Raw genomic sequence first — 25,172 nt, 5'->3', positions numbered from 1 at the left:
CATGAACATGTCCAGACCAATGTGGGCCGGGTTTGGGCGCACCACCGTGGTGCGGACGGAGGCGTTCGGGCTCACTCGCCGCCGCTGCGGCCGGTGTAGAAAGCCACCGTCAGATCCCGGACCAGCGCCTTGTGTTCGTAGGCGTCGAGTTCGACGATGCCGCGTGCGGTCAGTCGGCCGACGGTGTCGTCCACCGCGTCGACGACCGAGGTGAGAACCCCGTCCCGGTGCTTGGCGTCGATGGCCGCCACCCGGCACCGCTGCATCGCGGCCGCGACCTCGGGGGCGTACTCGATACCGGTCGGCTGGGCCGAGTACACCTCGACGCCCACGGGTTCGCAGTCCGCCTTCAGCACCCGGGTCAGCGCGTCGCCGACCGCCTCGGCGTCGCGCAGGGTGCGGGTTTCCTCGTGGAAGGCGTCGGCAGGGAGCTGCGAGAGCACGCGCGCCAGCGCCGCCTCCACCTGGTCACGCAGATAGCGCTCGTGGTCCGCGACTCCGAGCGCTGCCCGCACCGTGTCCTTCACCCGCCAGACGACGAGGACGACGACCCGCAACGCGGTGCCGCTCGCGTCCACGGCGGGCAGCGGCTCGCTGCGCCAGTGCCGAAGCCGTACGTCGACGCGGCGCCGCAGCAGGAGCGGGGAGACCCAGAGGAGTCCGGTGCGCCGGACGGTGCCCCGGTAGTCCCCGAAGAGGGTCAGCACCGAGGCGTGCCCGACCCGCCCTCGCCCGAGCCCGCCGAGCGCGAAGAGCACCACGGTCACCAGCAGGCCGATCAGCGCCCAGGCCCCGGTGCCCATACCGGCGTACGGACGCGCCCCGATGCCGAGCCGGTCCGGCACGGCGGCCGGGAGTGCACCGTGCCACCACAGCACGGCGAGGCCCGCGACCGCGCCGGCCGCGGCGGTGAGCAGCGCCGCCCAGCCCGGCAGGGCGGGTCCGGGACGCTCGGCGAGCCGGGGGTCGGCGAGCGGTGCGTGCCGGCCCGGCCTGCGCGTCTGCGGCGAGCGCGGCATGGGCGGGCGCCGCACACCGGCCCTCTGCGTGCCGGCCGTCACGTCGGATCCGCTGTGGTCCTCGTCGCGGAAGAGCAGGTGGACGGGGATGGGCGCGGTCGTCTCGGTACTGATGACGGGGTGCCGGCGCCCCGCGCCCCACCAGGCGACGGGGTCGGCGGCCCCGACGGTCATCGTCACCGGCGCACGGGCCTCCTCGCGCGGCCGGGCCGCGCCGTCGGACACCGCGCCCGCCCATTCCGGGAGCAGGGCCGTGTCGGCATACGCCGACAGCGCGCCCTCGTCCTGCGGCAGACGGTCCGCGCCGACGGACGGCAGCCGGGAGTCGGGGCCTTCCGATGCCGCCTCCATCAGCGGGGCGGGCGTCGGCCCGGCGGCCGGGCCCTCGCCGACCACCGGCCCGGGAATCGCAACCGCTCCGTCCGCCGTCGGCAGTGCCGGACCGGTCACCGGGGCGACGTCCACCGCCGGCTCGGACTCGGTCACGGCGACGGCGTCCAGGCCGGCCACAGCATCCCGGTCGGGCGCGGGTCCTAGGTCGATCACCGGCACGGCGTCCGCCACCGGCCCCGTGTCCGCCACGTGTACGGCGTCCGCCACCGGTACGACCGACTCGGCCGCGTCCTGCACACCTCCGGCCTCCGGCACCCGCACCGGGTCCGGGTCCGACGGAGGCCGGATCCCCCAGGCCGGCTTCGGCTCGCCCGCAGGACCCGCGCCCCACCTCGGCCGCGGGTCGCCCAGTGCCGCCCACCTCGGCTGCGGGCGCTCCGGCGGCTCGGCCGTCGCATCCACCTCGGCCGCGGCACGGGCCACCACCCGGCCCGTCCCCCACCGGGGCCTCACCTTCGGCGCGGGCTCGCGCACGGGCTCGTCGTCGGTGGCCGGCAGCAGGTCGAGCACGGGTCCGAGATCGGGCGGGGCGCCGCCCGAAGCCCTGCCCACCCCGGCCACGGCGTCCAGCGCGGGCCCCAGGTCGGCCGGGATGTCCTCGATGTCCACCGCCGCGAGAGCGACCTCACCCGGGGCCGCGCCGGGCACCCAGGTGGACCCGGGTGCGTCCGGCGCTTCCGGCGCTTCCGGCGCTTCCGGCGCTTCCGGCGCCTGCTCCGGCACGGGTGCCGGCGCGGGCCCGGAGTCGTCCGCCGATGCCGGCGGCGTCGCGGCGAGAGGCACGTCCTCCGTCACCGGCAGGCCGTCGGCTCGCGCGCCGTCCTCCGCGGGCCGGGCGTCGCCCGGTGCCCCGGCCGCCGTGTCACCCGCGCCGGGTCCGGGCACGACGACCCGCGGACCCCTCTCTCCCAGCTCGTCCCATTCGCCCCGTACGTTCTCCGTGGATCGCATTCCCGCCTCCGTCATGTCCGTTCCGTCACCTGAGCCGTCACGCGAAGAGCCGGCGCCATGTCTCCGGCCCCGGGTATCCGTCCGCCGCGCCGCCGCTCCAGCCCTGAGCCAGCTGGAAGGCCTCCACATTGCGGCGGTCCGCCTCTGTCCAGTTCGGCCCGGGGCCCGTCGCGTAGTGCTTGCCGTATCCCTTCTCCACCAGGCGTGTGCCGAGCTTCTGGACGTGGGCGTTGGACCGGCCGGGCGCGAAGAAGCTCCGGCCGGGGTACGCCTCGGTCCCGCCGGGGCTGCCGCCGGCCCCGGCGGCGGGGATCCGCTTGCCGGTTCCGGCGACCAGCAGCCGCCAGGTGTGCGGGCCGGGGACGCCGTCGGCCTCCTTGCCCTTCCACCCCTGCGCCAGCTGGAACGCCTGCGTGGCCCGCTTGTCCGCGTCGCTCCAGCGCGGTCCCGCCCCCTGCTTGTAGAAGCGCTTGCCGCCCTGGGCGATGAGCAAGGTGCCGAGCCGGGTCACGTGGGCGTTGTCGGCGCCCGGGCCGAACTTCCCCGCCCCCGGGAACGCCGTCGCCGACCCGGCACTGACGACGCCCTTGTAGCGGTAGGCCACGTACTTGGAGGAGTTGCTCCAGTACGCCATCGGCGTCGTCGCCTTCCGCGCGTTCGGGCGCGTCAGTTCGTAGGCGAGGTAGTGGCTGTGGGTGTGGTCGCTCCAGCCGCCGAAGACCGTGACGTGGGAGCCGACCGCGGGGTCGGCCAGGTTGTGGAAGAGGAGGATGTCGCCGGGCTGCAGGTCGGCCCGGGCGATCTTCGTACCGAAGGTGGCGAGGCTGCCGGTCCATTCGTTGCTGCCGAGGTTCCAGACCATCGACACGAAACCGGAGCAGTCCTGCCGGTACCCGTCCGACCAGTACGCAGCCATGTCGTACGGGACCTTCGCCGTCACCCACTTCTTGGCCCGGTTGATGATGTCGGCGCGGGTCGTCGTGCGCTGGACCGAGCCGGGGGTGGAGGGCGGGCCCGGAGTCCCGCCGCTGTTCAGGGGCCCCACCGATCCCTGCGGGGTGACCGGCTGCGGGTCGGCCGACGTGCCGGCCCGGGTGTCCCGGCCGGCGGCGGCCGCGGCCGCCTCGTCGGCCCCGCAGGAGAGCACCATGCCCGCCGCGGTGACGAGCACCAGGGCACGCCGCACGCCGTGCGCCGCGGGGTGGCCTCCGTACCGTACGGGCAGCGCGGCGGCCTCGCGGCGCCCCTGGGCGCACCCCACGCATCCGCAGTCGGCGGCGGGGTCGTACTCCTCGAAGACCGGCACAGTCATGCGACTACTCCTCTTCCCTCGGCAGCCGTCCAGAGCTTCCGCGACTTAGCTTTCTTGGCATAACTCATGTTGACGGACTAAAGGGACAAAACGACCATGCGACAGGCCGGGCGGCCAGGAATTGGTCAGGAGCACCCCCGCCCATCGGGTAAAGTTCTCCAGGTCAGCAGGCGCCGTTAGCTCAGTTGGTTAGAGCAGCTGACTCTTAATCAGCGGGTCCGGGGTTCGAGTCCCTGACGGCGCACGCAACAGCAAGGCCCCTTCACTCATGGTGAAGGGGCCTTGTTCGTGCTCCGGCCCGGCGCGGAAGCGCCCCCGGGGCGCCTTGGGCCACCCCCGTACGCCCCCTTCGTACTATTCCGCAAATCATACGCATGGCTGACAAGTAGCCCTTTTCACCCTTGCCCTCACGCTTCGCTCTCGGACAGCCTGACCAGGTGCCGCCCGGGGGGCCGCGAATCCCCGGACGGATGATCGACGAGCGGTCTTCTCGCGGGACGGGGGCCCCGCTCGGTGCGAACAGGTACGAATCGCGCAGGAATCCTGCGTGCGGGGGGATGACCATGACGTCGACGCCGTCGGGCGACCGGCAGCACCACGACCCGTCCGAGACCATGCGGCTGCGCCTACCGCCGCAACCCCGCCCCGGAAGGCGGAGACAGCAGCGGAAGCCGCTGCCGCGCTACGACTACGAGCACTACAGCCGGCTCGCCGGGCCCCTGACCCGGCCGGACACCGACCTGCCGTACACCGTGCGTTACCGCTCGCTGCTCTCGCGGGAGACCCACCGGATACGCGCGGCCCTGCTGCTCGGCGCCGCCCCGCTCGTCTCGCTGGGCCTGTTCGTCTGGCTCATGCAGCCCGAGCACTGGACGGAGCGCGACCCGAACCTCCGGGACGACACCCTGCTCGTCCTCGACGTCGTGATGCTGGTGTCGATCGGCCTCATCGAGCTCTTCCGCACGATGAACGTGCTGTCCAACGCGCACGCGACCCTCGTCGCCCGCGACCCGGTCCCCGTCGTGCCCGAGAGCGGCACGCGGGTGGCCTTCCTCACGTCCTTCGTCCCGGGCAAGGAGCCCCTGGAGATGGTGACGAGGACACTCGAAGCGGCCGTCCGGATCCGGCACCGCGGGCCGATGGACGTCTGGCTGCTGGACGAGGGCGACGACCCGGCGGTCAAGGAGGTCTGCGCCCGGCTGGGGGTGCGCCACTTCTCCCGCAAGGGGGTGGCCCGGTGGAACCAGGCGACGGGCCCGCACCGCGCGAGGACGAAACACGGCAACTACAACGCCTGGCTCGACGCCCACGGCGACGCCTACGACTTCTTCGCCTCGGTGGACACCGACCACGTGCCACTGCCCAACTACCTGGAGCGGATGCTCGGCTACTTCCGGGACCCGGACACCGGCTTCGTCATCGGCCCGCAGGTCTACGGCAACTACGACACGTTCGTCACGAAGGCCGCCGAGTCGCAGCAGTTCCTGTTCCACGCCCTGATCCAGCGAGCCGGAAACCGCTACGGCGCCCCCATGTTCGTCGGCACGAGCAACGCGGTCCGGATCAGCGCCGTCAAGCAGATCGGCGGCCTCTACGACTCGATCACCGAGGACATGGCCACGGGCTTCGAGATCCACCGCCACCGCAACCCCCTGACCGGCAGGAAGTGGCGGTCGGTCTACACCCCGGACGTCCTGGCCGTCGGCGAGGGGCCGACGGCGTGGACCGACTTCTTCACCCAGCAGCTTCGCTGGTCCCGCGGTACGTACGAGACGATCCTCAAGCAGTACTGGAAGGGCTGGTTCTCGCTTCCGCCGGGCAGGCTCTTCCACTACACGATGATGATCATCTTCTATCCGATGTCGGCCCTGAACTGGATCCTCGCCGCCCTGAGCTGCGCCCTCTTCCTCGGCATGGGTGCCTCGGGTGTGCAGATCGACCCGGTGATCTGGATGATGCTGTACGGCAACGCGTCGGCCCTCCAGATCGGCCTCTACGTCTGGAACCGCCGCCACAACGTCTCGCCGCACGAACCCGAGGGCTCCGGGGGCCTCGCGGGCATGGTGATGTCCGCGCTCTCCGCGCCCGTCTACGCACGCTCCCTGATGGACGCGGTGCTGCGGCGCCGGAGTTCCTTCGTGGTGACGCCCAAGGGCGACTCCTCCAGCCCGGACACCCTCTTCGGCACCTTCCGCATCCACCTGTTCTTCATCGTGGTCTTCGGCGGTTCGATCGTCGCTTCCTTCGTCCTCGGGCACAGTCACCCGGCGATGCTCACCTGGGCCTGCCTGGCCCTGCTGATCACCGCCGCGCCGATCGCCGGCTGGCGGTACACGGTCCGCGCGGAGCGGAAGAGGCGCCGGAGCGAGCCACCGGCACCACCCGCCGGGCCCGCGCCGCCCGGGGAGCCGGCCGCGGCGGAGGACGAGCAGACCATGCGGATCGCCCTTGGGGGACGTAACCGATGAAGTACCGCCCGAACCGCCGTACCCGCCGCCTGGCGATCGGTACGGCGGTGGTCCTCGCGCTCGCGGCGACGAACGGCCCGTGGCTGCACCGCTTCGGCACCGAGCGCTACCGCGCGTACGCGATCAACAAGCCGGACTACAAGGCGGCGAACGGCCACTGGGACTTCCTGGACGTCCCCTCCGGGTACCGCATCAACACGATCCACGCGGCGCTGCTGCACACCGGCAAGGTGCTCCTCGTCGCCGGTTCCGGCAACAACCAGAAGAACTTCGACGCGAAGACCTTCCGTTCGGTGCTGTGGGACCCGGAGAGGAACACGTACAAGGACGTCCCGACGCCGAAGGACATGTTCTGCGCGGGCCACACCCAGCTGCCGGACGGGAAGCTGCTCATAGCCGGCGGCACGAAACGGTACGAGAAGCTGGAGGGCGACGTCACCAGGGCCGGCGGCCTGATGATCGTCCACAACGAGGACCCGGACAAGCCGGTCACGGTGCCCGCCGGGACCCGCTTCACCGGCAGGGGCAACGGCAGGACCTTCGTGTCCAAGGACCCGGTGCTGGTGGAGAGGGCCAGGAAGGTCTTCGACAGGCGGACCGGTGCCTTCGTCCGCACGGAGCCCGGTCTCGGCCGGATCTACGTCGAGGCGCGGAAGTCCGGCGCGGAGTACGGGACGGGCGCCGAGGACAACTACCGGCTCTCCGGGCTCTCCGGCTCCGACGCCCGCAACGTGTACGGGATCGCGCAGAAGCTGGCCCTCGACAAGAAGGACTTCCAGGGCATCAGGGAAGCCTTCGAGTTCGACCCGGTCGCCGAGAAGTACATCGCCGTCGACCCCATGAAGGAGGCCCGCTGGTATCCGACGCTCACAACCCTGGCGGACGGCAGGGTCCTCGCGCTCTCCGGTCTGGACGAGATCGGCCAGATCGTGCCGGGCAAGGACGAGATCTACGACCCGGAGACCGGGAAGTGGGCGTACACGGGCGTGGTCCGAAGGTTCCCCACCTACCCCGCGGTCTTCCTCATGAGCGACGGCAAGCTCTTCTACTCCGGGTCGAACGCCGGTTACGGCCCCGCCGGTGCGGGCCGCGATCCCGGTGTGTGGGACCTGGAGTCCAACACCTTCGAGAAGATCCCGGGGCTCGGCGACCCGGACCGGATGGAGACCTCGGCGACCGTACGGCTGGCTCCCGCGCAGGACGAGAAGTACCTGGTGATCGGCGGCGGCGGGGTCGGTGAGTCACGGCGGTCCAGCGAGAAGTCACGGCTGGTCGACCTGACGGAGGACCACCCGCGCTTCACGGACGGCGCGTCGCTCGGCGAGGGCACCCGCTACCCGAGCGCGTCCCTGCTCCCCGACGATTCGCTGCTGGTCACCGGCGGCTCCAACGACTACCGCGGGCGCGGCGGTTCGGACGTCCTCCAGGCCAGGCTGTACGACGCGCGGTCGGACTCCTACCGGCGGGTCGCGGACCCGGCGGTGGGCCGCAACTACCACTCGGGGTCCGTGCTGCTCCCGGACGGCCGGGTCATGATCTTCGGCTCCGACCCGCTGTACGCGGACCGGGCCGGCACACGGCCGGGCACCTTCGAGCAGCGCATCGAGATCTACACGCCTCCCTACCTCTACCGGGACGGCCGGCCGGAGCTGACGGCGGGGCCCGCGCGCATCGCCCGGGGCGGCAAGGGGCTGTTCACGACCCGGCACGCCTCGTCGATCACTTCGGCGAAGCTGATGCGCCCCGGTGCCGTCACGCATGTCACGGACACGGACCAGCGGTCGATCGCGCTGGGGCTGGAGAAGTCCGGCGACAGCATCACCGTGACGGTCCCACGGAACCGGGCCCTGGTCCCTTCCGGCTGGTACATGCTCTTCGTCACCGACGCCGACGGCACGCCGTCGGAGGGCATGTGGGTCGAGGTCCCCTGACCCTTCGCTCCCCACCCGAGCACGGCCGGGGCCGCTACGTACGGTCCGGGCCGTCCGGCTCGGCCGCGCTCCCGGAGGACGGGCCGGGCTGAGTTCCGGGTTTCGTGAAGAGCACGTCGCGAGCCTGTTCGGCGGCGCGCGTGATGCTCTCGGACACGAAGTCCATGAAGCGGGCGACGTTTTCGAGGCGGGTACCGGCCTCGGTGCCAGGGCCGAGGACTCCGACGCCCTGCCGCGCGGTCGCGACGAGCTGTTCGGTCGCGCGGGCACTGGCCATCATCGACTGGAACCAGACGTCGTTGTCGACGCAGTAGCGCTCGCGGCGGCGTTCGTCGCGCTCGCGGCGGACGAGGCCCTGGCTGTCGAGGAACGCCATGGCCTTGGAGACGGACGCCGGGCTGACCTGGAGGCGTTCGACGAGTTCCGCCGCCGTGAGGGTGCCGGAGTCGGTGATGGTGAGGGCGGCCAGCACCCGGGCCATCATCTTCGGCATGCCCGACTGCATGAGGACGGTGGTGTAGGACTCCTCGAACGCCCGCACCTCCTCCGCGTCCCGCCCGGGAGCCACGGGTGTCGCCGACGGGTCCCGGGGCGCGGCCTGCTTGCGGCGGTGCGAGCGGTGTTCGGTGGCGCGGTGGGCGCGGTCGGCGCGGTACGCGGTGGGCCCGCCGTTGCGCATGACTTCGCGCGTGATCGTCGAGGTGGGGCGGTCGAGACCCCGGGCGATCTCCGCGTAGGCGAGGTCGTCCGCCAGTCCCAGCGCGATCTGCCGGCGTTCCTGCTGGGTGAGCCTGCCTCCCGGCACAGGGCGTCTCCTTCGTGGTCCGTGAGGCACCGACCATAGCGTTCACCTTCATTCCATTGCAACGACCACCTCTCGCTTGTTGCATTAGCCCGCAGAATCATTGCAACAAAATAGCGGCAACTACCTGCGATTACTGGCTCCTTACGCAATAACGTCATTGCCGGGACCATGAACGCAACGTAGCGTTTCTGTTGTCAGAAACGAGAAGCCCAAGGAGCACACCATGCAGAAGTTCGACACCCCCGCCCCGGTCTCGGTCGTCGTCGACGTCCCCGCGGGACGCATCCGGTTCATCGCCGCCGACCGCGCCGACACCGTCGTCGAGGTCCTCCCGGCGGACGCCTCGAAGAGCCGGGACGTCAAGGCGGCCGAGCAGACCGAGGTCGTCCACGCCGACGGAGTCCTGCGGATCGACGGCTCGACCGCGAAGAGCCGCGTCCTCGGAACCTCCGGATACGTCGAGGTGACGGTCCAGCTGCCCGTCGGCTCGCATGTCGAGGCCAAGACCGCCGACGCCGAACTCCGGGGCGTCGGACGGCTCGGCGACGTCACCTTCGACAGTGCGCAGGCCACCGTCAAGCTCGACGAGGCCGCGACCGCCCGCCTCACCGTCCTCGCCGGCGACATCACGGTCGGGCGCCTCGGCGGCCCCGCCGAGATCAGCACCAGGAAGGGCGACCTGACCGTCACCGAAGCGCTGCACGGCACGGTCACGCTGCGCACCGACAAGGGCGACATCACCGTCGGCGCCGCCCGCGGCGTCTCCGCCTCCCTGGACGCCGGCACCACCTACGGCCGGATCCACAACGCGCTCAGGAACACCGACGGCACTCCCGACCTCACCATCCACGCGACCACCGCCTACGGCGACATCACCGCCCGCAGCCTCTAGAAGGAGCTCTCCCCATGACGAACCCGGCCATCAGCGCCAACGGGCTTCGCAAGTCCTACGGCGACAAGACCGTCCTGGACGGCATCGACCTGGCAGTACCCGAGGGGACGGTCTTCTCCCTCCTCGGCCCGAACGGGGCCGGCAAGACCACAGCCGTCAGGATCCTCTCCACCCTCGTCGCCGCCGATGCCGGCGACCTGCGCGTCGCGGGCCACGACCTGGCCTCCGACCCGCAGGCGGTCCGTGCGGCGATCGGGGTGACCGGGCAGTTCTCCGCCGTCGACGGACTCATCACCGGCGAGGAGAACATGCTCCTCATGGCAGACCTGCACCACCTGCCCAAGGCCGAGGGACGCCGCGTCGCCGCCGAACTCCTCGAACGCTTCGACCTGACGGACGCGGCGAGGAAACCCGCCTCCACCTACTCCGGCGGCATGAAACGCCGCCTCGACATCGCCATGACCCTCGTCGGCAGCCCCCGCGTCATCTTCCTCGACGAACCCACCACCGGCCTCGACCCCCGCAGCCGCCACACCATGTGGCAGATCATCCGCCGACTCGTCACCGACGGCGTCACCGTCTTCCTCACCACCCAGTACCTCCAGGAAGCAGACGAACTCGCCGACCGCATCGCCGTACTCCACAACGGCACCATCGCCGCCGAAGGCACCCCCGACGAACTCAAACGCCTCGTCCCCGGCGGCCACATCCGGCTCCGCTTCACCGACCCCACCGCCTACCGCACCGCCACCACCACCCTCACCCCCACCACACACGACGACGAAGCCCTCTGGCTCACCCTCCCCTCCGACGGCAGCCAACGCGACCTGCGCACCCTCCTCGACCTCCTCGACACCCACCACATCCACGCCGACGAACTCACCGTCCACACCCCCGACCTCGACGACGTCTTCTTCGCCCTCACCGCCCCCACCCTCCCCACACAGCCCAACCAGCCCAAGGAGAACGCCCGATGAGCAGCCTCACCCTCGCCGTCCGCGACTCGACCACCATGCTGCGCCGCAACCTCCTGCACGTACGGCGCTACCCGTCCCTCACCCTGAACCTGCTGCTCACCCCGGTCATGCTGCTCCTGCTCTTCGTGTACGTCTTCGGCGACACGATGAGCGCGGGCATCGGGGGCGGCGGCCGGGACGACTACATCGCGTACATCGTCCCGGGCCTGCTGCTGATGACCATCGGCTCCACCGTGGTCGGGGCCGCGGTGTCCGTCTGCACCGACATGGCCGAGGGCCTCATGGCCCGCTTCCGCACCATGGCCATCCACCGGGGCTCCGTGATCATCGGACACGTCGTCGGCAGCGTCCTCCAGTCGCTCGCCGCCGTGGTCCTCGTCGGCGCCGTCGGTGTGGCCATCGGCTTCAGATCCACCGACGCCACCGCCCTGGAATGGCTCGCGGCCTTCGGGCTCCTCTCCCTGTTCGCCCTGGCCCTCACCTGGGTCGCGGTGGGGATGGGCATGGCCAGCCCTAACGCGGAGGCCGCCGGCAACAGCGCGATGCCGCTGATCCTGCTGCCTCTCATCTCCAGCGCCTTCGTCCCGCTGGACTCCATGCCCGGCTGGTTCCAGCCGGTCGCGGAGTACCAGCCCTTCACGCCCGCGATCGAGACCCTGCGCGGACTCCTCCTCGGTACCGAGATCGGCGGCAACGGGTGGATCGCCGTCGCCTGGTGCCTGGGCCTCACGGCCCTGGGGTACCGCTGGTCGAAGGCGCAGTTCGACCGCGACCCCAAGTAGGCGGCATGAGCACGCGGGCCACCGCCCCCGCACCGGTCCACTCCGAGGTGGCGTACGCCGGCACCATCACGGTCTGCACCACCGCCTCTCCGCGCAGCCGCCTCACCACCGGGCCTGCGCCCGGGCGCACCACGCACTGTCCGGACAGCCACCAGGCCTGCCGGTCGAGGGCCCGCACGACGGGGCACCCGGCCGGCGGGCCTATTTCTTCGCCCGGGCCAGTTCCCGTGCGTACGCGGGCCACCAGTCGCCCGCCTTCGGGCCGCCCCGGCACTCGCCGTCCGACTCGCCGGGCCGCTTGATCCACAGGTAGGCGTCGACCAGTTCGTCGCCCGTCTCCGTGGTCGGCGGCTCTCCGAGGGCGCGGCCCGGCGGGTTGCACCAGGCCTCCGCCGGATCGCCTCCCTCGTACGGCCCGTTGCCGTTGCGGCTGGTGTCGATCACGAACGGCTTGCCGCCGACCTTCGCCGACAGCCGCTTGCCGAAGTCCGTACTCTCGGCCGTCGTGCGGAAGTTGGACACGTTCACCGCGAACCCGTCCGCCGCCTCGATCCCGGCCCGCCGCAACGGTTCGAACAGCGCGTCGGGGGACTGCCATCCGGCGTTGCCCGCGTCGAGGTACACCGTGGTGCCGGGTTGTCGCTTCAGGCGCTCCACCGCGCCCTTGAGCAGGCCGTAGCGCTCCGCGTGGTACTTCCGCGGGGTACAGCCGTCGACCAGGTGCAGTACGGCGTCCGGTTCCAGGACCACCGTGGCCCGGCGGTCGCCGATGCCCTGCGCGACGCCGTCCAGCCATGCGCGGTACGCGTCGCCGTCCGCGGCCCCGCCCTGCGAGAACTGGCCGCAGTCCCGGTGCGGGATGTTGTAGAGGACGAGCACCGCTTCCCGGCCGGCCCGCTCGGCCGCCTCGGTGAGGCCCTGTGCCGCGCCCCGGGGGTCGTCCGGGCGGAGCCACTCGGCCACGGGCTGTTCGGCGATCCTCCGGATCAGTTCGGCGTCACCGGGCTCGCCGTCCTTGGCGTAGGCGGCGGCCTGACGTGCGGCGCTCCCTTCGGGGTTGACCCAGTACGGGCCGTCTCCCCGGGGCCGCTGATCGGCGGTGGCTGCCGGGTTCTTCCCGGCCCCGCCGTCGGACGACGAACACCCGGCCAACAGCAGGAGGGCCACGGTCCCGGTTGCGCCACTCGCCCGCAGCCGGGTGCAACTGCCGTACATCCACTCCCCCTTGTGCTGATGCACTGACCGTCGGTTCCATCCAAGCACAGCGGTCCGGCCGCCGGACGCTCCCGCCCGGATCCGGACAACCTGCCAGATAATCACTGGGCCTCGCGGAGGGGTCGGCCTAGAGTGACGTGTCGGTACGAGCGGCCCGACCTCCCACGCAGCGTCCGTGTCACTCCCGCGACCGGACGGCGTGGTGGAGGACCGGCCCGGTCGGCGCTCCGAGGGGGAGCGGGCGCCGGCCGGGCCAGGTTGTCTCCGCACTTCCGGAGACCGGACGTCTCAGGCGTGGCTCTTCCGGCCGCTCTTCCCGCCCGTGCTCTTCTCGTCCGTCAGGTAGGCGGAGACGACGACGTTGGCCGTGTACGCGTGGGCCTCGCGGTCGTACGTTCCGCCGCAGGTGATCAGGCGCAGCTCGGCCCGCCCGTCCTCGCGCGGTCCGTACGCCTTCTGCGCGTCGAAGCGCTCCCGGGTGAAGACCTGGACGTCGTCGACGGTGAATTCGGCGACCTTGCCGTCGGACCGGCTCACCCGGACCTTCTCGCCGGGCCGGACCGCGCTGAGTCCGTAGAAGACGGCGGGCTTCGTCTCGGTGTCCACGTGGCCCACGAAGATCGCGGCGCCCTCGGTGCCGGGTTCGGTGCCGTCGGCGTACCAGCCGACGTCCTTCGGCGTCGCGTACGGCGGTGGCTCGATCGCGCCTTCGCCGTCCAGCCCGCGCCGCACGATGCCCGCGTCGATCCCGATGGAGGCGATCTCGACCCGTTGCGGCGCGGCCCCGTCGAGGGGGTCGTGGGCGGGGGGCAGCGGGACGCCCAGGGGGCGTCCGACCGCGGCGACGTCTCCCGTCGTGGGGGCCGAGTTCCCGGCGGTGGCCGCGCGGCCCCACAGCCACAGTCCCAGCAGGAGTACGGCCCAGGCGACACCGGTGAGCAGGCGCCCGGTTCCGGCGGGACGTTCCGTGGTGGTCATGTCAGTGCTGGGCCGGGCGGCGGCGGCGCGTGCTGCGGAACGCGACGGCCACGGCGGCGACGGCGCCGAGCCCGAGGCCGATCACCGCGTGCCGGGTGCCGGGGCCCTCGGAGGCGGCCTTCTCGGCGAGTGCGGCGGTTCCTCCGCCGCCGGCCCGGACGGGGGCGACGGGCGACGGGCGGCCGTGGTGCACGACGGTGACCGTGCCGGTGGCCTTGCCGTGGCCGTCCTTGCAGGTCACCCAGATCTCGTAGTCGTCGGGTGCCGCGTCGGAGCGGATCCGGGCCGTCGCGGAGAGGCCCTTCCCGCCGGCCGGGGCGAAGTGCGCCTCGGAGGCGAACGCCTCGGAGTTGCCCCGGGCCGACCTGCCCTTGCCGCAGACGTCGACCCAGAGCTCCACCTCCCCGCCCGGGGAGACGCGGGACGGGTTGACGGAGACCGTTCCTGAGCGCTTTTCGTCCCTGGAGTCGTCGGCTTTCGACTGGGCCTGGGCGGCGGACGCGGGAAGGGCTATCGTCGCGGCCGCGACTGCGGCACAGAATGTGATGGACAGTGAACGCATCGTAAACCTCCTGAGAGAAGGTTCACGCGTGGGGCGGCATCCCGCATCCGCAGTCGGCCGGTCGGGTTACGGCAGCGGGAGGTCCACCAGGTCGACCAGGTCGGCGATCGAGTCGACGACCGTGGACGGCCGGAAGGGATAGCGGTCGACGTCCGCCATGGTGGTGAGACCGGTGAGGACCAGGAAGGTCTTCATCCCTGCCTCCAGACCGGCGAGCACGTCGGTGTCCATCCGGTCGCCGATCATGGCCGAGGTCTCGGAGTGCGCGCCGATGGCGTTGAGGCCGGTCCTCATCATCAGCGGGTTGGGCTTGCCCGCGAAGTACGGTGCCTTGCCCGTGGCCTTGGTGATCAGCGCGGCGACCGAGCCGGTCGCGGGGAGCGGGCCCTCGGCGGACGGGCCGGTCTCGTCCGGGTTGGTGCAGATGAAGCGGGCGCCGTCGTTGATCAGCCGGATCGCCTTGGTGAGCGCCTCGAAGCTGTAGTTGCGGGTCTCGCCGAGGACGACGTAGTCGGGTTCGTGGTCGGTGAGGACGTAGCCGATGTCGTGCAGCGCGGTGGTGAGCCCGGCCTCGCCGATGACGTACGCCGTGCCGCGCGGCCGCTGGTCGTCCAGGAACTGGGCGGTCGCCAGGGCGGAGGTCCAGATGTTCTCCACGGGCACGTCCAGGCCCATGCGCTTGAGGCGGGCGTGCAGGTCGCGCGCGGTGTAGATGGAGTTGTTCGTGAGGACGAGGAACGGCAGACCGGAGTCCCGCAGCCGCTTGATGAAGGCGTCGGCGCCGGGGATCGGTGTGCCCTCGTGGATGAGGACACCGTCCATGTCGGTCAGCCAGGATTCGATCGGCTTGCGCTCTGCCATGTGACGGGCTCCTGCCGTAGGCGCTGTGCGCTCGGGGTGCTGGACGCCGGCGGCACCGCGCTGTGCAGCGCCGACGCCCCGATTTTAGGCTGCCCGCTCCGCCGGAAGGAACTGTTTGATCAGGGGGGACCCCCGGTACGGATCACCGGCGGACCGCCCGGAGCCGTCGCGCGAGGATCATGGCGGCGCCTCCCGCGAGGACGAGCGCCCCGGCGGCGAGACCGGCCGGGAGCACGGACGTCCGTCCGGTGCGGGCGAGTTCGGGCTGCGCGTCGCCCGTCCCGTCGCGCATGCCCTGGGTGTCCGCGGGTGCCTCGGTACCGCTGTCGACGATGGCGAAGGTGTACGCCGCCGACTCCCCCACCCACTCCCCGTCGGCCGGCTCGCCCCCGGCTCCCGGGTCGTCCTGGGCGGTGCGCCGCTGGACGATGGCCGCGTGGGCGGTGACCTTGCCCGGCAGGGTGTCGGAGGTGAAGGCCATCCGCACTTCGACGGTGACCGTCTTCTTCGCCGGGACGGTGAAGCCGGGGAAGTCGTCGCCCTGCTCCCCGCTGCCGAAGACGCCGATCTGCTCGTCGCGTTCGGTGGACTCCCAGTTCACCCGGTGTTCGTCGTCGGGGTGGGCGCGCTCGGTGAACTCCAGCTGGATCTGTTCGGCCGCCAGCTTCCGGTCCTCGTCGGTGAGCACCAGGACGGGGTGGATGGAGTGGCACGCCTCGGCCGTGGTGTTGGTCAGGTCGAGGTACCAGGTCCCGTATCCGCCGCCGGAGGCGTAGGTGTCGGGGCCGCCGTGGATACGGGTCTCGATGGGGAAGTCGTCGGCGGCCGGGTCGCCGCACCCGGGCAGCTCCGGCCCCGTGACCACGGCGCCGGTCGCGGCGGGAGCCGTGACCGGGATGGCGATGGCGGCCGGTACGCCGAGGAGGCCGGCCGGGACGACGAGGCCCGCGGCCAGTCCGAGCCGGGCGAGGGCTCGGCCGTCGCGCGGTCGTGCGGGTGGTCTGGTGGGCATAGGGGGTCACCCTTTGCTGCTCGCGAACGGTCGGGGGCGGAGGCCACCGGCCGTGGCGGTGGCGCTGCCGTGCGCGGCCGGACGCCGGGACCGTCGCCCGCGTGTCAGTGCCCGACGCTGCCACGCGCCTGCGGGGGGAGCCACCCGCGGGCGGCGTACACCGCCCGTTCGGGCGTCGAAGTCCGCTCGACCGGCGGTGCGAGCCCTCGCCGCCGGCCCCGGATCGCGCTCCGCGTCGGGTCAGGCGGGCGCGCCGCCGTCCTCCCCTGCCCGGCCGAAGAGCGGGGCGAGGACCAGGTGCGCCGCTCCCTCGGCGACCGGGCGGTCACCGCCGCCGGCCACGGTGACGGGTACGGCGGTGCCCGTGCCCTCGCGCCGGGCGCGCTCCTCGATGACCGCGCGGACCCCGTTCACGTAGGCGTCCTCGTCGGCGGCGACCGTACGGCCGCCGAGGACGACCCGGTCGATGTCGAGCAGTCCGACGAGGTTGGCGGCTCCCGCGCCGAGGACCCGGGCCGCTTCGGCGACGTCCCCGCGGGCGGCGGCGGCGAGGCAGAGGGCTTCGATGCAGCCGCGCCCGCCGCAGTCGCACGGAGGGCCGTCCAGCTGAAGGGTCTGGTGGCCGAACTCGCCCGCGCCGGTGCGCGCCCCGCGGTGCACGGTCCCGCCGAGGACGAGCCCGGCGCCGAGACCGGTGCCCAGGTGGAGATAGACGAAGTCGGCGTCGGCGGGTTCGCGCAGGGCGAGGCCGAGCGCGGCGGCGTTGGTGTCCTTGTCGACGACGACGGGCAGTCCCGTGTGCTCGGCGAGGGCGTCGCGCAGCGGGTACCCGTCCCACCGGGGGAAGCCCGTGACCCGGTGCAGCACGCCCTCGCGGTGGTCGAGCGGACCGGGGAGCGCCGCGCCCACGCCGAAGACGCGGCGGTCCTCGGCCCGGGGGACGTCCGCACGTACCGTCTGCACCGCGTGGGCCGCCGTCGCCAGGACCTCGGGTGCGGGGGCTCCGAGGTCGAGCGGGAAGGTGCGGGTCGCGACCGCCGTGCCGGCGAGGTCGGCCAGGACGGCGGTGAGTTCGTCGCGGTCCAGGTGGAGTCCGACCGCGTATCCGGCGTCGGGGACGAGCCGCAGCACGGTGCGGGGCTTGCCGCCGGTGGAGGCGAGGCGGCCGGCTTCCGCGGCGAGGCCCTCCGCCCGCAGCCTGGCGGTGATCTTGCTGACGGCCTGCGGGGTGAGGCCGGTGCGCTCGGCGAGCTCCAGCCTGCTGATGCCCTGCTCACCGGCCGTGCGCAGCAGGTCGAGCACGAGCGAGGCGTTGTGGTGGCGCAGGGCCGGCAGGTTCGCCCCGCCGCTCCTGCTGCTGCTCCTGTTCACCGCACCATTGTCCCCATCGCTTGCACTTTGGCAACAGCGTTGCTTAAGTGGTTCGCATGACTGCCCACGTTCCTCTCCGCGTCGGGCTCGTCGGCTACGGCCTGGCGGGTTCCGTCTTCCACGCCCCGCTGGTCTCCGCGACCGAGGGCCTCGTCCTCGACACGGTCGTCACCTCCAGCGAGGAACGGCGGGCCCAGGCCCGCGCCGAGTTCCCCGACGTGCGCCTCGCGGCCTCGCCCGACGAGCTGTGGCCGCGCGCGGACGAGCTGGACCTGATCGTGATCGCGTCGCCGAACAGGACCCACGTGCCGCTCGCGCGGGCGGCGCTGGAGGCGGGTCTGCCGGTGGTCGTGGACAAGCCGATCGCCGGCACCGCCGCCGAGGCCCGTGAGCTGGCCGAGCTCGCCGCGGAGCGGGGCCTCCTGCTCTCGGTCTTCCAGAACCGCCGCTGGGACAACGACTTCCTCACGCTGGCCGGACTGATCAGGGACGGCGAGCTCGGCGAGGTCCAGCGCTTCGAGTCCCGTTTCGAGCGGTGGCGTCCGCAGCTGAAGGGCGGCTGGCGCGAGTCGGGCGATCCGGAGGAGATCGGCGGACTGCTCTACGACCTGGGCAGCCACATCGCCGACCAGGCGCTGACGCTGTTCGGGCCCGCGGTCCAGGTGTACGCGGAGTCCGATGTGCGCCGCCCGGGTGCGGCCGCCGACGACGACACCTTCATCGCGATCACCCACGCGAACGGTGTCCGCTCGCACCTGTACGCCGCCGCCACCACCGCCCAGCTCGGCCCGCGCTTCCGGGTGCTCGGCTCGAAGACGGGTTACGTGAAGTACGGCCTGGACCCGCAGGAGGCGGCCCTGCGCGAGGGTCAGCGTCCGCGGGCGGGAGCGCCGTGGGGCGAGGAGCCGGCGGAGCTGTGGGGCCGGATCGGTTCGGGCGAGTCCCCGCTGACCGGTGGCGGCGATCCCGTCCCCACCCTGCCGGGCGACTATCCCGCGTACTACGCCGCGGTCACCGCCGCCCTGCGCGGCGAGGGCGAGAACCCCGTGACGGCGCTGCAGGCCGCGGCCACGCTGGAGGTCCTCGAGGCCGCGCGGCGCTCCGCGCGTGAGGGCACGTCCGTCACCCTCACCCCCCACCACGACGAGGAGCGGCACGCATGAACACCGGTGCTCCGACCATTTCCGAGCTGATCGCGCAGGAGCGCCGCCTGACGCTTGCGCACTTCGGCTACGACGACGCGTACGCGCTGGGCGGCCTGCTGGTCACGCTGGCCCGCGAGCGGCACGCCCCCGTCGCCATCGACATCCGGCGCGGCGGCCAGCAGATGTTCCACGCCGCGCTGCCCGGTTCGAGCGCGGACAACGACGCCTGGATCGACCGCAAGCGCAGGGTGGTGGAGCGGTACGGCGAGAGCTCCTACCTCGTCGGCACGCGTTTCCGTGCCAAGGGCACCACCTTCGAGGACTCCTCCCGGCTGGATCCGGACGTCTTCGCCGCGCACGGCGGGTCGTTCCCGATCGCGGTGGAGGGCGCGGGCGTGATCGGCACGGTCACGGTCTCGGGCCTGCCGCAGGCCGAGGACCACGCGCTGGTGGTGGAGGCGCTGGAGCGCTTCACGACACGGCCCCAGGCCTGAGGGCCACCCGACAGGCTCCGAGAATCCCCGTACGCGAACGGCCGCCGGGAGATCCCGGCGGCCGTTCGCGGGCTTACGCCCCTCGCGGCCGAGCCGCGTGCGGTCTCAGGCGTCCTTGAGTTCCTGGCGCTGGCGCCCCAGCCCCTCGACCTCCAGTTCCACCACGTCCCCCGCCCGGAGGAAGGGCTTCGGCTCGGGCCGGCCCATGGCCACACCTGCCGGGGTGCCGGTGTTGATGACGTCGCCGGGGTGGAGCGTCATGAAGTGGCTCAGGTAGCGGACGACCTCGCCGACCGGGAAGATCTGCTCGGCCGTCGTGCCGTCCTGCTTCAGTTCCCCGTTGACCCACAGTTTCAGGGGCAGCGCCTGCGGGTCGGCCACCTCGTCCGCCGTGACGAGCCAGGGTCCCAGCGGGTTGAACGTCTCGCAGTTCTTTCCCTTGTCCCAGGTGCCGCCGCGTTCCATCTGGAACTCCCGCTCGGAGACGTCGTGCGACGTCGCGTACCCGGCGATGTGACCGAGCGCCTCCTCCGCGGAGTCGAGGTAGCGGGCGGTGCGGCCGATCACGACGGCGAGCTCGACCTCCCAGTCGGTCTTCCGGCTGCCGCGCGGCACGAGCACCGTGTCATCGGGGCCCACCACGGTGTCCGGTGCCTTGAAGAACAGGATCGGCTCGTCCGGGATGGCCGCGCCGGTCTCGGCCGCGTGGTCGTGGTAGTTCAGCCCGATGCACACGATCTTGCCGATCCGGCCGAGCGGCGGACCGATGCGCAGTCCGTCGGCGTCCAGCGCGGGCAGCGCCTCGGGCGTACCGGCCGCCTCCCGCACCCGGGCCAGGGCCGGGGCGTCGGCGAGCAGCCTGCCGTCGATGTCGGTGACGAGGCCCGAGAGGTCGCGCAGGGACCCGTTCCGGTCAAGCAGCGCGGGGCGTTCCGCGCCCGCCGTACCCACTCGAAGCAGCTTCAACGGTCCATCTCCCCTTGGTCGAGGTCGAGCCCGTCGATGGGTTGCGGCCAGCGAGGGCTTGGCTGATCCTCCAAGACATCGGATCACCCCGCAAGACCCCGTTCACACACTGGACCCGATCCGTCAGAGGGCGGGTGCGAGTGCGGCCTCCGTCACCGGGACGCCGCGGTAGAGGTAGGCCCTCTCGATGGCGGTCCAGGTGGTGCTGGTGACGATGTACAGCGCGGCGGCGAGCGGCACGAAGGCCACCGAGAAGAGCGTCAGGAACGACATCAGCGGCATCACCTTCGTCATGGCGCCCATGCCGGGTACGGGCTGTCCGTCCGGGCCCGTGGCCGGGGTGACCGGGTTGGCCGCCATCTGCCGCTTGGTCCGGCCGTAGTTGAAGGTGGCGACGGCGGCGACGATCGCGAACAGCGCGAGATAGACCAGCCCCTGCCCGCCGAAGGGTCCGCCGTGGGCGAGGGCGTCGTGCCAGCGCTCTCCGAGGGGGGCGCCGAGGAGTTCGTGGCCGAGCAGCGAGTTGGGGTCGCCGCCGATCCTCTGGCTGGAGAAGAGGTGGTAGAGCAGGAAGAACGCGGGCATCTGGAGCAGGCTCGGCAGGCAGCCGGAGAGCGGGGACACCTTCTCCTTCGCGTGGAGCTCCATGAGCGCCTTCTGCATCTTGTCGGGGCTCTTGGCGTGCTTCTTGCGCAGCTCGGCGATCTGCGGCTGGAGCTTGGTGCGGGCCTTCTGGCCGCGCGCCGCCGCCCGCGACAGGGGGTGGACGGCGAGCCGTACCAGTGCGGTGAACAGGATGATCGCCGCGGCCGTCGACGCGTGGTGGAAGAGCGGCTGGAGCAGGTCGGCGAACGCGCCGACCAGGCTCGCGAAGGCGGACATGAAAGCGGACATGGGTGAGCCCTCCGGGGGTCTCGTCGTGCCGGGATGACTGGAACTCGGCAGGACGAACCGCGCAGAAGGTGGTGAAGGGTTCCCTACGCGGCCGTCAGGAGGGCGGCCCCGGGCGCTCGGGGCCTGCGGCGCCCTCGGGCGTCGGGGTCCCGTTGCGGCAGGAACGCGGTGCGCTTCTCGCGGTCGCGCATGGCCGTGCGCACCCTGGTGCGGGGTACGGGGCAGGCGCAGCGGGCGCTGATGACGGAGCAGACGAGGAGCGCCGAGCCGGCGGCCGCGGTGGCGGCGAGCGCGACGGCGGCGGAGAGGCTGCCGCCTTCGGCGAGGAGGACCTCGGCGACGAACAGGACCAGGAAGGCGGCGGGGCGGAGCAGGCGGGCGACCCCACGGCGCACACGGTTCATGTGGTCGCTCATCGTCCCTCCCGTTCACTTCGCGGCCGTCGGTGTCCTCCAGCCGTTATACACGATCGGTGTCCAGCGGCTGAAGCAGTCGCCGGGGGGCCAGGAGGGCCCGGCCGACCGGGTCGTCCGGGTCGGGGTCCAGTCCGGCGCCCGGACGCATCTCCACGTCCTCGGGCGCCACCTCGACTCCGCACGCCGAGCACTGGCCGTACGCGCCGAGCAGCGTCCCGCACGCGGCGTGGTGGAAGTAACGCATGGGCAGCGTGTCCTCGAAGTGCTCGCGGCCCCAGAGGCCGAGGGAGCGCAGGGTGGGCCAGAGTGCCTTGCCCCGGTCGGTGAGGACGTACTCCTCGCGCGGCGGCGACTCCTGGTAGCGGTGTTTCGCCAGGACGCCGGCCTCGGTGAGGGCCTGGAGGCGCGAGGCGAGGACGGCGCGCGGGATGCCGAGGTGGCTCAGGAAGTCGTTGTAGCGGCGTACGCCGTAGAAGGCGTCGCGCACGACGAGCAGTGTCCAGCGTTCACCGATCACTTCGAGCGCGCGGGCGATGGAGCACTGCTGTGCGGCGTAGTCCTTGCCGAGGGCCATGGGACCACTTTACCCGCCCAAGGTTCATTGAATGAACCTTGGCGTGCTAGCGTCACGCCTCCATTCGGTTCGTTCATCGAACCTTGGCCGTGAACCTGATCGCCAGGCGGGCCGTTCCCGGAGGGACGTCATGACCCAGCAGTCCGCACAGGCAGGCCCCGCCGCCGCCGCCCGCCCGGCCCGCCCGCCGCACCGGCCCGGCGCGACCCTGGCGGTGACGAGCGCCGCCACGACCGTCGCGCTGATGAACTTCACCGCGCCGACGACCGCCCTCCCCACCCTCGCCACCGCCTTCTCCACCCCGCCCTCCGCGCAGGCATGGCTGCTCAACGGGACCCCGCTCGGCCTCGCCGTCGTCCTGCTCGTCGCGGGCAGCCTCGCCGACGACTTCGGGCGGCGCCGGATCTTCCTCATCGGCACTCTGGGCCTCGGCGTCACCGCCGGACTCGGCGCCCTGACCACGGACACCCTCGGGTTCACCCTCGCCCGGGCGGGCCAGGGCGCGGCGAGCGCGGCGATCCTGGCCACCAGCCTCGGCCTGCTGGTCGGCGCGTATCCGGTCGGCCACGCGAGGATCAGGGCGATGGGCGTCTGGGGCGCGTTCGTCAGCGCCGGGATAGCGCTCGGCCCGCTGCTGTCGGGCTCGCTCGGCGCCGTCGACTGGCGCCTGACCTATCTCGCCCTGGGGGCCGGCGCCCTCGTCACCGCGGCCTTCGCCTTCCGCACGCTCGCGGAGTCCCGCGCCCCGCGCGCCGGCCGCCCCGACCTGGCGGGCGCAGCCGCGCTCGGACTGGCGATGACGGCGCTCCTGACCGCACTCACCCTCGGCCGGGACGGCTGGCTGCGCGCACCCGTCGGTCTGCTGCTGCTCGCGACTGTGGCCCTGACCGCCGTGTTCGCAGCGGTGGAGCGCCGGGCCGCAGCCCCGCTCATCGACCTGGGGCTGTTCCGCAGCCGCGCCTTCCTGGCGGCGGCGGCCGGAGGACTGTTCACGGGGCTCGCGGTGATCGGCCTCTTCAGCTATCTGCCCACGCTGCTCCAGCACTCGCTCGCCCTCTCCGCACTCGACTCGGCCTGGCTGTTCCTGCTCTGGTCGGGCACGTCGTTCGTGGTGGCGCTGCAGGCCCGGCGCCTGGCCGGCCGGATGGCCGCCCGTCACCAGCTGGCGGCCGGCTTCGCGCTCCACGCGGTGGCGGTGCTGCCGATCCTCGGAACCCTGACCGGCGCACCGGGCGGGGCGTCCGCCTCGGTGTGGCTGCGCCTCGTGCCGGCCCTGGTCGTCGCGGGTGCGGGCAGCGGCCTGATCAACGCGGCGCTGCCCCGCCTCGCCGTCGAGTCCGTGCCCCCGGACCGGGCGGCCATGGGCTCGGGCGCCAACAACACGGCCCGCTACCTCGGCTCCTCGGCCGGTGTGGCCGTGACGATCGCGGTGGCGCCCACCCCGGCGGGGGCGGACGGGGCGGTCCTGCTGTCGGCCGGCCTGGCGGTCGTGGCCGTGGTGGCCGTGCTGTTCCTGCGGGAGCGCTGAGCACGTCCGCTCGGCCGGGGGCAGCCGGGAGCCGCACCCCGCTCCGGCGTCCCGCGGGAGCGGGGTGCGCCACCGTGCGGGCGGGGCCCGTCCCGGGAGGGGGGCCGCCGGCCGTTTCCCCGGGGGTCTTCCGGCCTTCACCACCGCTCCAGCACGCTCCCTCTCCTCCCGCCCCCGTCCCGCAGTACCGTGTGGTCCATGCGCCCCGACACGCCTGCCGACCACACCACCGAAGCCGAGCGCCTGCTGCGCACCGCGGCGCAGTACCCCGAGGACCACGAGCCGCTGTTCCTCCAGGCAGCGGCCCATCTGGAGCTCGCGGGGGACCGCACCCGCGCGACCACCCTCTACGACGAACTGCTCGGATCGCCCGACATCCCCGTCGAGCAGCCGCACCTGGTCAAAGCCCTCAAGGCGGCCAACCTCTGGGAGTACGGCCACGAGGCCGAGGCCCGCGCGATCATCGACGGCATCCGCGCGGCCGGCCCGCTCGAAGCGGCGCCGTGGGAGATCGCCGCGGAGACCCTCGAAGCGCACGACGAGCTGGAGTCCGCCCACGACTTCTTCTCGACGGCGCTGACCCTGCTGATCGCCCCCGGCGAGGAAGTCCCCTACGCGACCCAGTCGTTGCTGATCGGACGGCACCGGGTGCGCAGGCTGATGGGCGTCGGCCACGACGCCTGGGACGAGCTGGCCGACACGCTGCACACGGCGGCCGTGCCGCTGGACGAGCTGCACGACCCGAAGCGCCTGTGGGCCCTCGGTTCGTCGGACCCGGGTGAGCTCCAGGCGGAGATCAACCGGCTCCGCGCCGAACTGGGCACCTACCGGACGGCGTTGTCCCGCCCCTTCCCCGTCGCGGTGCTGCGCTGGCCGGGCGACGAGCTGCGCGAACTGCTGGCGGCGTACCCGGAACTCGCCCAGGAGTACCTCTCGCACGAGGACCATCTCGCGCGCCTGGAGGCCGCGTTGCGCGACCTGCACGCGGCGGGCACGCCGAACCTGGGCATCGTGACGGGCACGGTCCCCTCCTACGAGGCGTTCGCCGCGTCGGAGGCCGCCTCGCCCTCCGACCCGGACCTCCTCCCCCAGTACGCCACGACGCTGGCTGCCCGCGGCCGGGCCGTCCCGTGGCCCCCGGCGCGCAGCGCGGCCTGCTGGTGCGGCGCGGAGCGCACGTACCGGGAGTGCCACGGGGCCGGCTGAACCGCGGGTGCGCCCGGCACGTCCGGGCGCACCCGCGCCCCGGGCCGGACACGGTCGTCCGCGCCGCCGGGCCGTCCGTCGTGTTCGCCGCCGCCGAGGCTGTCCGCTCCCACCGATGATTTCCACGGCCGCCCGCAGTCAGAAGCGCAGTACGGCGCACGATCACCACACGACGGCGGACACGACGGACGGGACGACGGCATGACCGACGCAGTGAAGGGCCCCGCGAGCTACTTCCCCTCGATCGAGAAGAAGTACGGCCGCCCGGTCACGGAGTGGAAGGAACTCATCCGCTCCTCGCCCCTGACCAGGCACATGGAGATCGTCTCCTGGCTCAGGACCGAGCACGGCGTGGGACACGGCCACGCGAACGCCCTGGTCGCGCACACCCTCGCCGAGGACAAGGCCGCGTAGGGCGCG

At 72.5% G+C, this 25,172-nt stretch carries 23 protein-coding genes and 1 tRNA gene; 11 read left to right on the top strand and 13 right to left on the bottom strand.

The window, feature by feature from the left end; genetic code table 11:
- Positions 1-71 precede the first annotated feature (71 nt).
- Both OG206_RS20865 and OG206_RS20860 read right to left on the bottom strand, forming a co-directional pair.
- Positions 72-2,363, bottom strand: coding sequence for an SPFH domain-containing protein (locus OG206_RS20865; protein WP_442805879.1), 2,292 nt, complete (start codon positions 2,361-2,363; stop codon positions 72-74).
- Between the two features lie 37 nt (positions 2,364-2,400).
- Positions 2,401-3,675: a peptidoglycan-binding protein gene (locus OG206_RS20860; protein WP_327118278.1), complete on the bottom strand. Its 1,275-nt coding sequence runs from the start codon at positions 3,673-3,675 to the stop codon at positions 2,401-2,403.
- Between the two features lie 170 nt (positions 3,676-3,845).
- Here OG206_RS20860 and OG206_RS20855 point away from each other — a divergent pair.
- From OG206_RS20855 to OG206_RS20845, 3 genes are all read left to right on the top strand, one after another.
- Positions 3,846-3,919 (top strand) — tRNA-Lys (locus tag OG206_RS20855).
- 319 nt (positions 3,920-4,238) lie between these two features.
- Positions 4,239-6,143 carry a glycosyltransferase family 2 protein gene (locus OG206_RS20850; RefSeq protein ID WP_327118276.1) on the top strand — a complete coding sequence of 635 codons (1,905 nt, stop codon included), beginning with the start codon at positions 4,239-4,241 and terminating at the stop codon, positions 6,141-6,143.
- Positions 6,140-8,074, top strand: a complete 1,935-nt coding sequence (locus tag OG206_RS20845) for a kelch motif-containing protein (RefSeq protein WP_327118274.1) — start codon at positions 6,140-6,142, stop codon at positions 8,072-8,074. The genes OG206_RS20850 and OG206_RS20845 overlap by 4 nt, the downstream gene beginning before the upstream one ends.
- 34 nt (positions 8,075-8,108) lie before the next feature.
- Here the strand turns inward: OG206_RS20845 and OG206_RS20840 are convergent, their stop codons facing one another.
- Entirely contained in the window at positions 8,109-8,879 is a 771-nt protein-coding gene (locus tag OG206_RS20840; RefSeq protein WP_327118272.1) for a GbsR/MarR family transcriptional regulator, read from the bottom strand.
- A gap of 223 nt (positions 8,880-9,102) precedes the next feature.
- Between OG206_RS20840 and OG206_RS20835 the strand changes: the two genes are divergently transcribed.
- The 3 genes from OG206_RS20835 to OG206_RS20825 are packed head-to-tail and all read left to right on the top strand — an operon-like array spanning position 9,103 to position 11,530.
- The gene (locus OG206_RS20835) at positions 9,103-9,771 is read left to right on the top strand and encodes a DUF4097 family beta strand repeat-containing protein (protein WP_327118270.1); all 669 of its coding nucleotides are present in this window, start codon (positions 9,103-9,105) and stop codon (positions 9,769-9,771) included.
- 14 nt (positions 9,772-9,785) lie between these two features.
- Positions 9,786-10,748, top strand: a complete 963-nt coding sequence (locus OG206_RS20830) for an ABC transporter ATP-binding protein (protein WP_327118268.1) — start codon at positions 9,786-9,788, stop codon at positions 10,746-10,748.
- A complete protein-coding gene (locus OG206_RS20825; RefSeq protein WP_327118266.1) occupies positions 10,745-11,530 on the top strand; it encodes an ABC transporter permease in 786 nt (261 codons plus the stop codon). Before OG206_RS20830 ends, OG206_RS20825 begins: the two co-directional genes overlap by 4 nt.
- Before the next feature lie 201 nt (positions 11,531-11,731).
- On the opposite strand, the gene OG206_RS20820 is transcribed toward OG206_RS20825, so the two are convergent.
- The 6 genes from OG206_RS20820 to OG206_RS20795 form a co-directional block, all read right to left on the bottom strand.
- The gene (locus OG206_RS20820) at positions 11,732-12,745 is read right to left on the bottom strand and encodes a glycoside hydrolase family 6 protein (protein WP_327122346.1); all 1,014 of its coding nucleotides are present in this window, start codon (positions 12,743-12,745) and stop codon (positions 11,732-11,734) included.
- Positions 12,746-13,033: 288 nt separating this feature from the next.
- A complete protein-coding gene (locus OG206_RS20815) occupies positions 13,034-13,723 on the bottom strand; it encodes a class F sortase (RefSeq protein WP_327118264.1) in 690 nt (229 codons plus the stop codon).
- A gap of 1 nt (position 13,724) precedes the next feature.
- Complete coding sequence (locus tag OG206_RS20810) at positions 13,725-14,285, bottom strand: hypothetical protein (RefSeq protein ID WP_327118262.1); 561 nt, start codon at positions 14,283-14,285, stop codon at positions 13,725-13,727.
- A 66-nt stretch (positions 14,286-14,351) separates the two neighbouring features.
- Positions 14,352-15,146 carry an HAD-IIA family hydrolase gene (locus OG206_RS20805; protein WP_327118261.1) on the bottom strand — a complete coding sequence of 265 codons (795 nt, stop codon included), beginning with the start codon at positions 15,144-15,146 and terminating at the stop codon, positions 14,352-14,354.
- 142 nt (positions 15,147-15,288) lie between these two features.
- Positions 15,289-16,158, bottom strand: a complete 870-nt coding sequence (locus tag OG206_RS20800) for a hypothetical protein (protein WP_327118259.1) — start codon at positions 16,156-16,158, stop codon at positions 15,289-15,291.
- 240 nt (positions 16,159-16,398) lie between these two features.
- The gene (locus OG206_RS20795) at positions 16,399-17,529 is read right to left on the bottom strand and encodes an ROK family transcriptional regulator (RefSeq protein ID WP_327118257.1); all 1,131 of its coding nucleotides are present in this window, start codon (positions 17,527-17,529) and stop codon (positions 16,399-16,401) included.
- Between the two features lie 56 nt (positions 17,530-17,585).
- Between OG206_RS20795 and OG206_RS20790 the strand changes: the two genes are divergently transcribed.
- Together OG206_RS20790 and OG206_RS20785 are read left to right on the top strand one after the other, a co-directional pair.
- Entirely contained in the window at positions 17,586-18,692 is a 1,107-nt protein-coding gene (locus OG206_RS20790; protein ID WP_327118255.1) for a Gfo/Idh/MocA family oxidoreductase, read from the top strand.
- Positions 18,689-19,168 (top strand): heme-degrading domain-containing protein, encoded by a 480-nt coding sequence (locus OG206_RS20785; protein WP_327118253.1) that lies wholly within the window; start codon positions 18,689-18,691, stop codon positions 19,166-19,168. Before OG206_RS20790 ends, OG206_RS20785 begins: the two co-directional genes overlap by 4 nt.
- 105 nt (positions 19,169-19,273) lie before the next feature.
- Here OG206_RS20785 and OG206_RS20780 read toward each other — a convergent pair whose 3' ends face one another.
- The 4 genes from OG206_RS20780 to OG206_RS20765 form a co-directional block, all read right to left on the bottom strand.
- Positions 19,274-20,134, bottom strand: a complete 861-nt coding sequence (locus OG206_RS20780) for a fumarylacetoacetate hydrolase family protein (protein ID WP_327118251.1) — start codon at positions 20,132-20,134, stop codon at positions 19,274-19,276.
- Positions 20,135-20,257: 123 nt separating this feature from the next.
- Complete coding sequence (locus OG206_RS20775; RefSeq protein ID WP_327118249.1) at positions 20,258-21,028, bottom strand: YidC/Oxa1 family membrane protein insertase; 771 nt, start codon at positions 21,026-21,028, stop codon at positions 20,258-20,260.
- A gap of 83 nt (positions 21,029-21,111) precedes the next feature.
- Positions 21,112-21,444, bottom strand: a complete 333-nt coding sequence (locus OG206_RS20770) for a DUF6412 domain-containing protein (RefSeq protein ID WP_327118248.1) — start codon at positions 21,442-21,444, stop codon at positions 21,112-21,114.
- Between the two features lie 43 nt (positions 21,445-21,487).
- Entirely contained in the window at positions 21,488-22,018 is a 531-nt protein-coding gene (locus OG206_RS20765; RefSeq protein WP_327118246.1) for a winged helix-turn-helix transcriptional regulator, read from the bottom strand.
- Between the two features lie 130 nt (positions 22,019-22,148).
- Here OG206_RS20765 and OG206_RS20760 point away from each other — a divergent pair, with 130 nt between their 5' ends.
- The 3 genes from OG206_RS20760 (at position 22,149) to OG206_RS20750 (ending at position 25,166) form a co-directional block, all read left to right on the top strand.
- Positions 22,149-23,546, top strand: coding sequence for an MFS transporter (locus OG206_RS20760; RefSeq protein WP_327118244.1), 1,398 nt, complete (start codon positions 22,149-22,151; stop codon positions 23,544-23,546).
- Between the two features lie 198 nt (positions 23,547-23,744).
- Complete coding sequence (locus OG206_RS20755; protein ID WP_327118242.1) at positions 23,745-24,752, top strand: SEC-C domain-containing protein; 1,008 nt, start codon at positions 23,745-23,747, stop codon at positions 24,750-24,752.
- Between the two features lie 201 nt (positions 24,753-24,953).
- On the top strand, positions 24,954-25,166 hold the full coding sequence (locus tag OG206_RS20750) for a DUF4287 domain-containing protein (protein ID WP_327118240.1): 213 nt from the start codon (positions 24,954-24,956) through the stop codon (positions 25,164-25,166).
- Positions 25,167-25,172 lie beyond the last annotated feature (6 nt).

It is taken from the genome of Streptomyces sp. NBC_01341, assembly GCF_035946055.1.
Lineage (GTDB): Bacteria > Actinomycetota > Actinomycetes > Streptomycetales > Streptomycetaceae > Streptomyces.
The sequence above is the reverse complement of the archived record's forward strand: the minus strand, read 5'-3'. Positions and strand labels throughout refer to the sequence as shown.

Coding starts and splice junctions, on each gene's coding strand:
- OG206_RS20865 (WP_442805879.1), bottom strand. CDS start 2,363: ATGCGATCCACGGAGAACGTACGGGGCGAATGGGACGAGCTGGGAGAG.
- OG206_RS20860 (WP_327118278.1), bottom strand. CDS start 3,675: ATGACTGTGCCGGTCTTCGAGGAGTACGACCCCGCCGCCGACTGCGGA.
- OG206_RS20850 (WP_327118276.1), top strand. CDS start 4,239: ATGACGTCGACGCCGTCGGGCGACCGGCAGCACCACGACCCGTCCGAG.
- OG206_RS20845 (WP_327118274.1), top strand. CDS start 6,140: ATGAAGTACCGCCCGAACCGCCGTACCCGCCGCCTGGCGATCGGTACG.
- OG206_RS20835 (WP_327118270.1), top strand. CDS start 9,103: ATGCAGAAGTTCGACACCCCCGCCCCGGTCTCGGTCGTCGTCGACGTC.
- OG206_RS20830 (WP_327118268.1), top strand. CDS start 9,786: ATGACGAACCCGGCCATCAGCGCCAACGGGCTTCGCAAGTCCTACGGC.
- OG206_RS20825 (WP_327118266.1), top strand. CDS start 10,745: ATGAGCAGCCTCACCCTCGCCGTCCGCGACTCGACCACCATGCTGCGC.
- OG206_RS20820 (WP_327122346.1), bottom strand. CDS start 12,745: ATGTACGGCAGTTGCACCCGGCTGCGGGCGAGTGGCGCAACCGGGACC.
- OG206_RS20815 (WP_327118264.1), bottom strand. CDS start 13,723: ATGACCACCACGGAACGTCCCGCCGGAACCGGGCGCCTGCTCACCGGT.
- OG206_RS20810 (WP_327118262.1), bottom strand. CDS start 14,285: ATGCGTTCACTGTCCATCACATTCTGTGCCGCAGTCGCGGCCGCGACG.
- OG206_RS20805 (WP_327118261.1), bottom strand. CDS start 15,146: ATGGCAGAGCGCAAGCCGATCGAATCCTGGCTGACCGACATGGACGGT.
- OG206_RS20800 (WP_327118259.1), bottom strand. CDS start 16,158: ATGCCCACCAGACCACCCGCACGACCGCGCGACGGCCGAGCCCTCGCC.
- OG206_RS20790 (WP_327118255.1), top strand. CDS start 17,586: ATGACTGCCCACGTTCCTCTCCGCGTCGGGCTCGTCGGCTACGGCCTG.
- OG206_RS20785 (WP_327118253.1), top strand. CDS start 18,689: ATGAACACCGGTGCTCCGACCATTTCCGAGCTGATCGCGCAGGAGCGC.
- OG206_RS20775 (WP_327118249.1), bottom strand. CDS start 21,028: ATGTCCGCTTTCATGTCCGCCTTCGCGAGCCTGGTCGGCGCGTTCGCC.
- OG206_RS20770 (WP_327118248.1), bottom strand. CDS start 21,444: ATGAGCGACCACATGAACCGTGTGCGCCGTGGGGTCGCCCGCCTGCTC.
- OG206_RS20765 (WP_327118246.1), bottom strand. CDS start 22,018: ATGGCCCTCGGCAAGGACTACGCCGCACAGCAGTGCTCCATCGCCCGC.
- OG206_RS20760 (WP_327118244.1), top strand. CDS start 22,149: ATGACCCAGCAGTCCGCACAGGCAGGCCCCGCCGCCGCCGCCCGCCCG.
- OG206_RS20755 (WP_327118242.1), top strand. CDS start 23,745: ATGCGCCCCGACACGCCTGCCGACCACACCACCGAAGCCGAGCGCCTG.
- OG206_RS20750 (WP_327118240.1), top strand. CDS start 24,954: ATGACCGACGCAGTGAAGGGCCCCGCGAGCTACTTCCCCTCGATCGAG.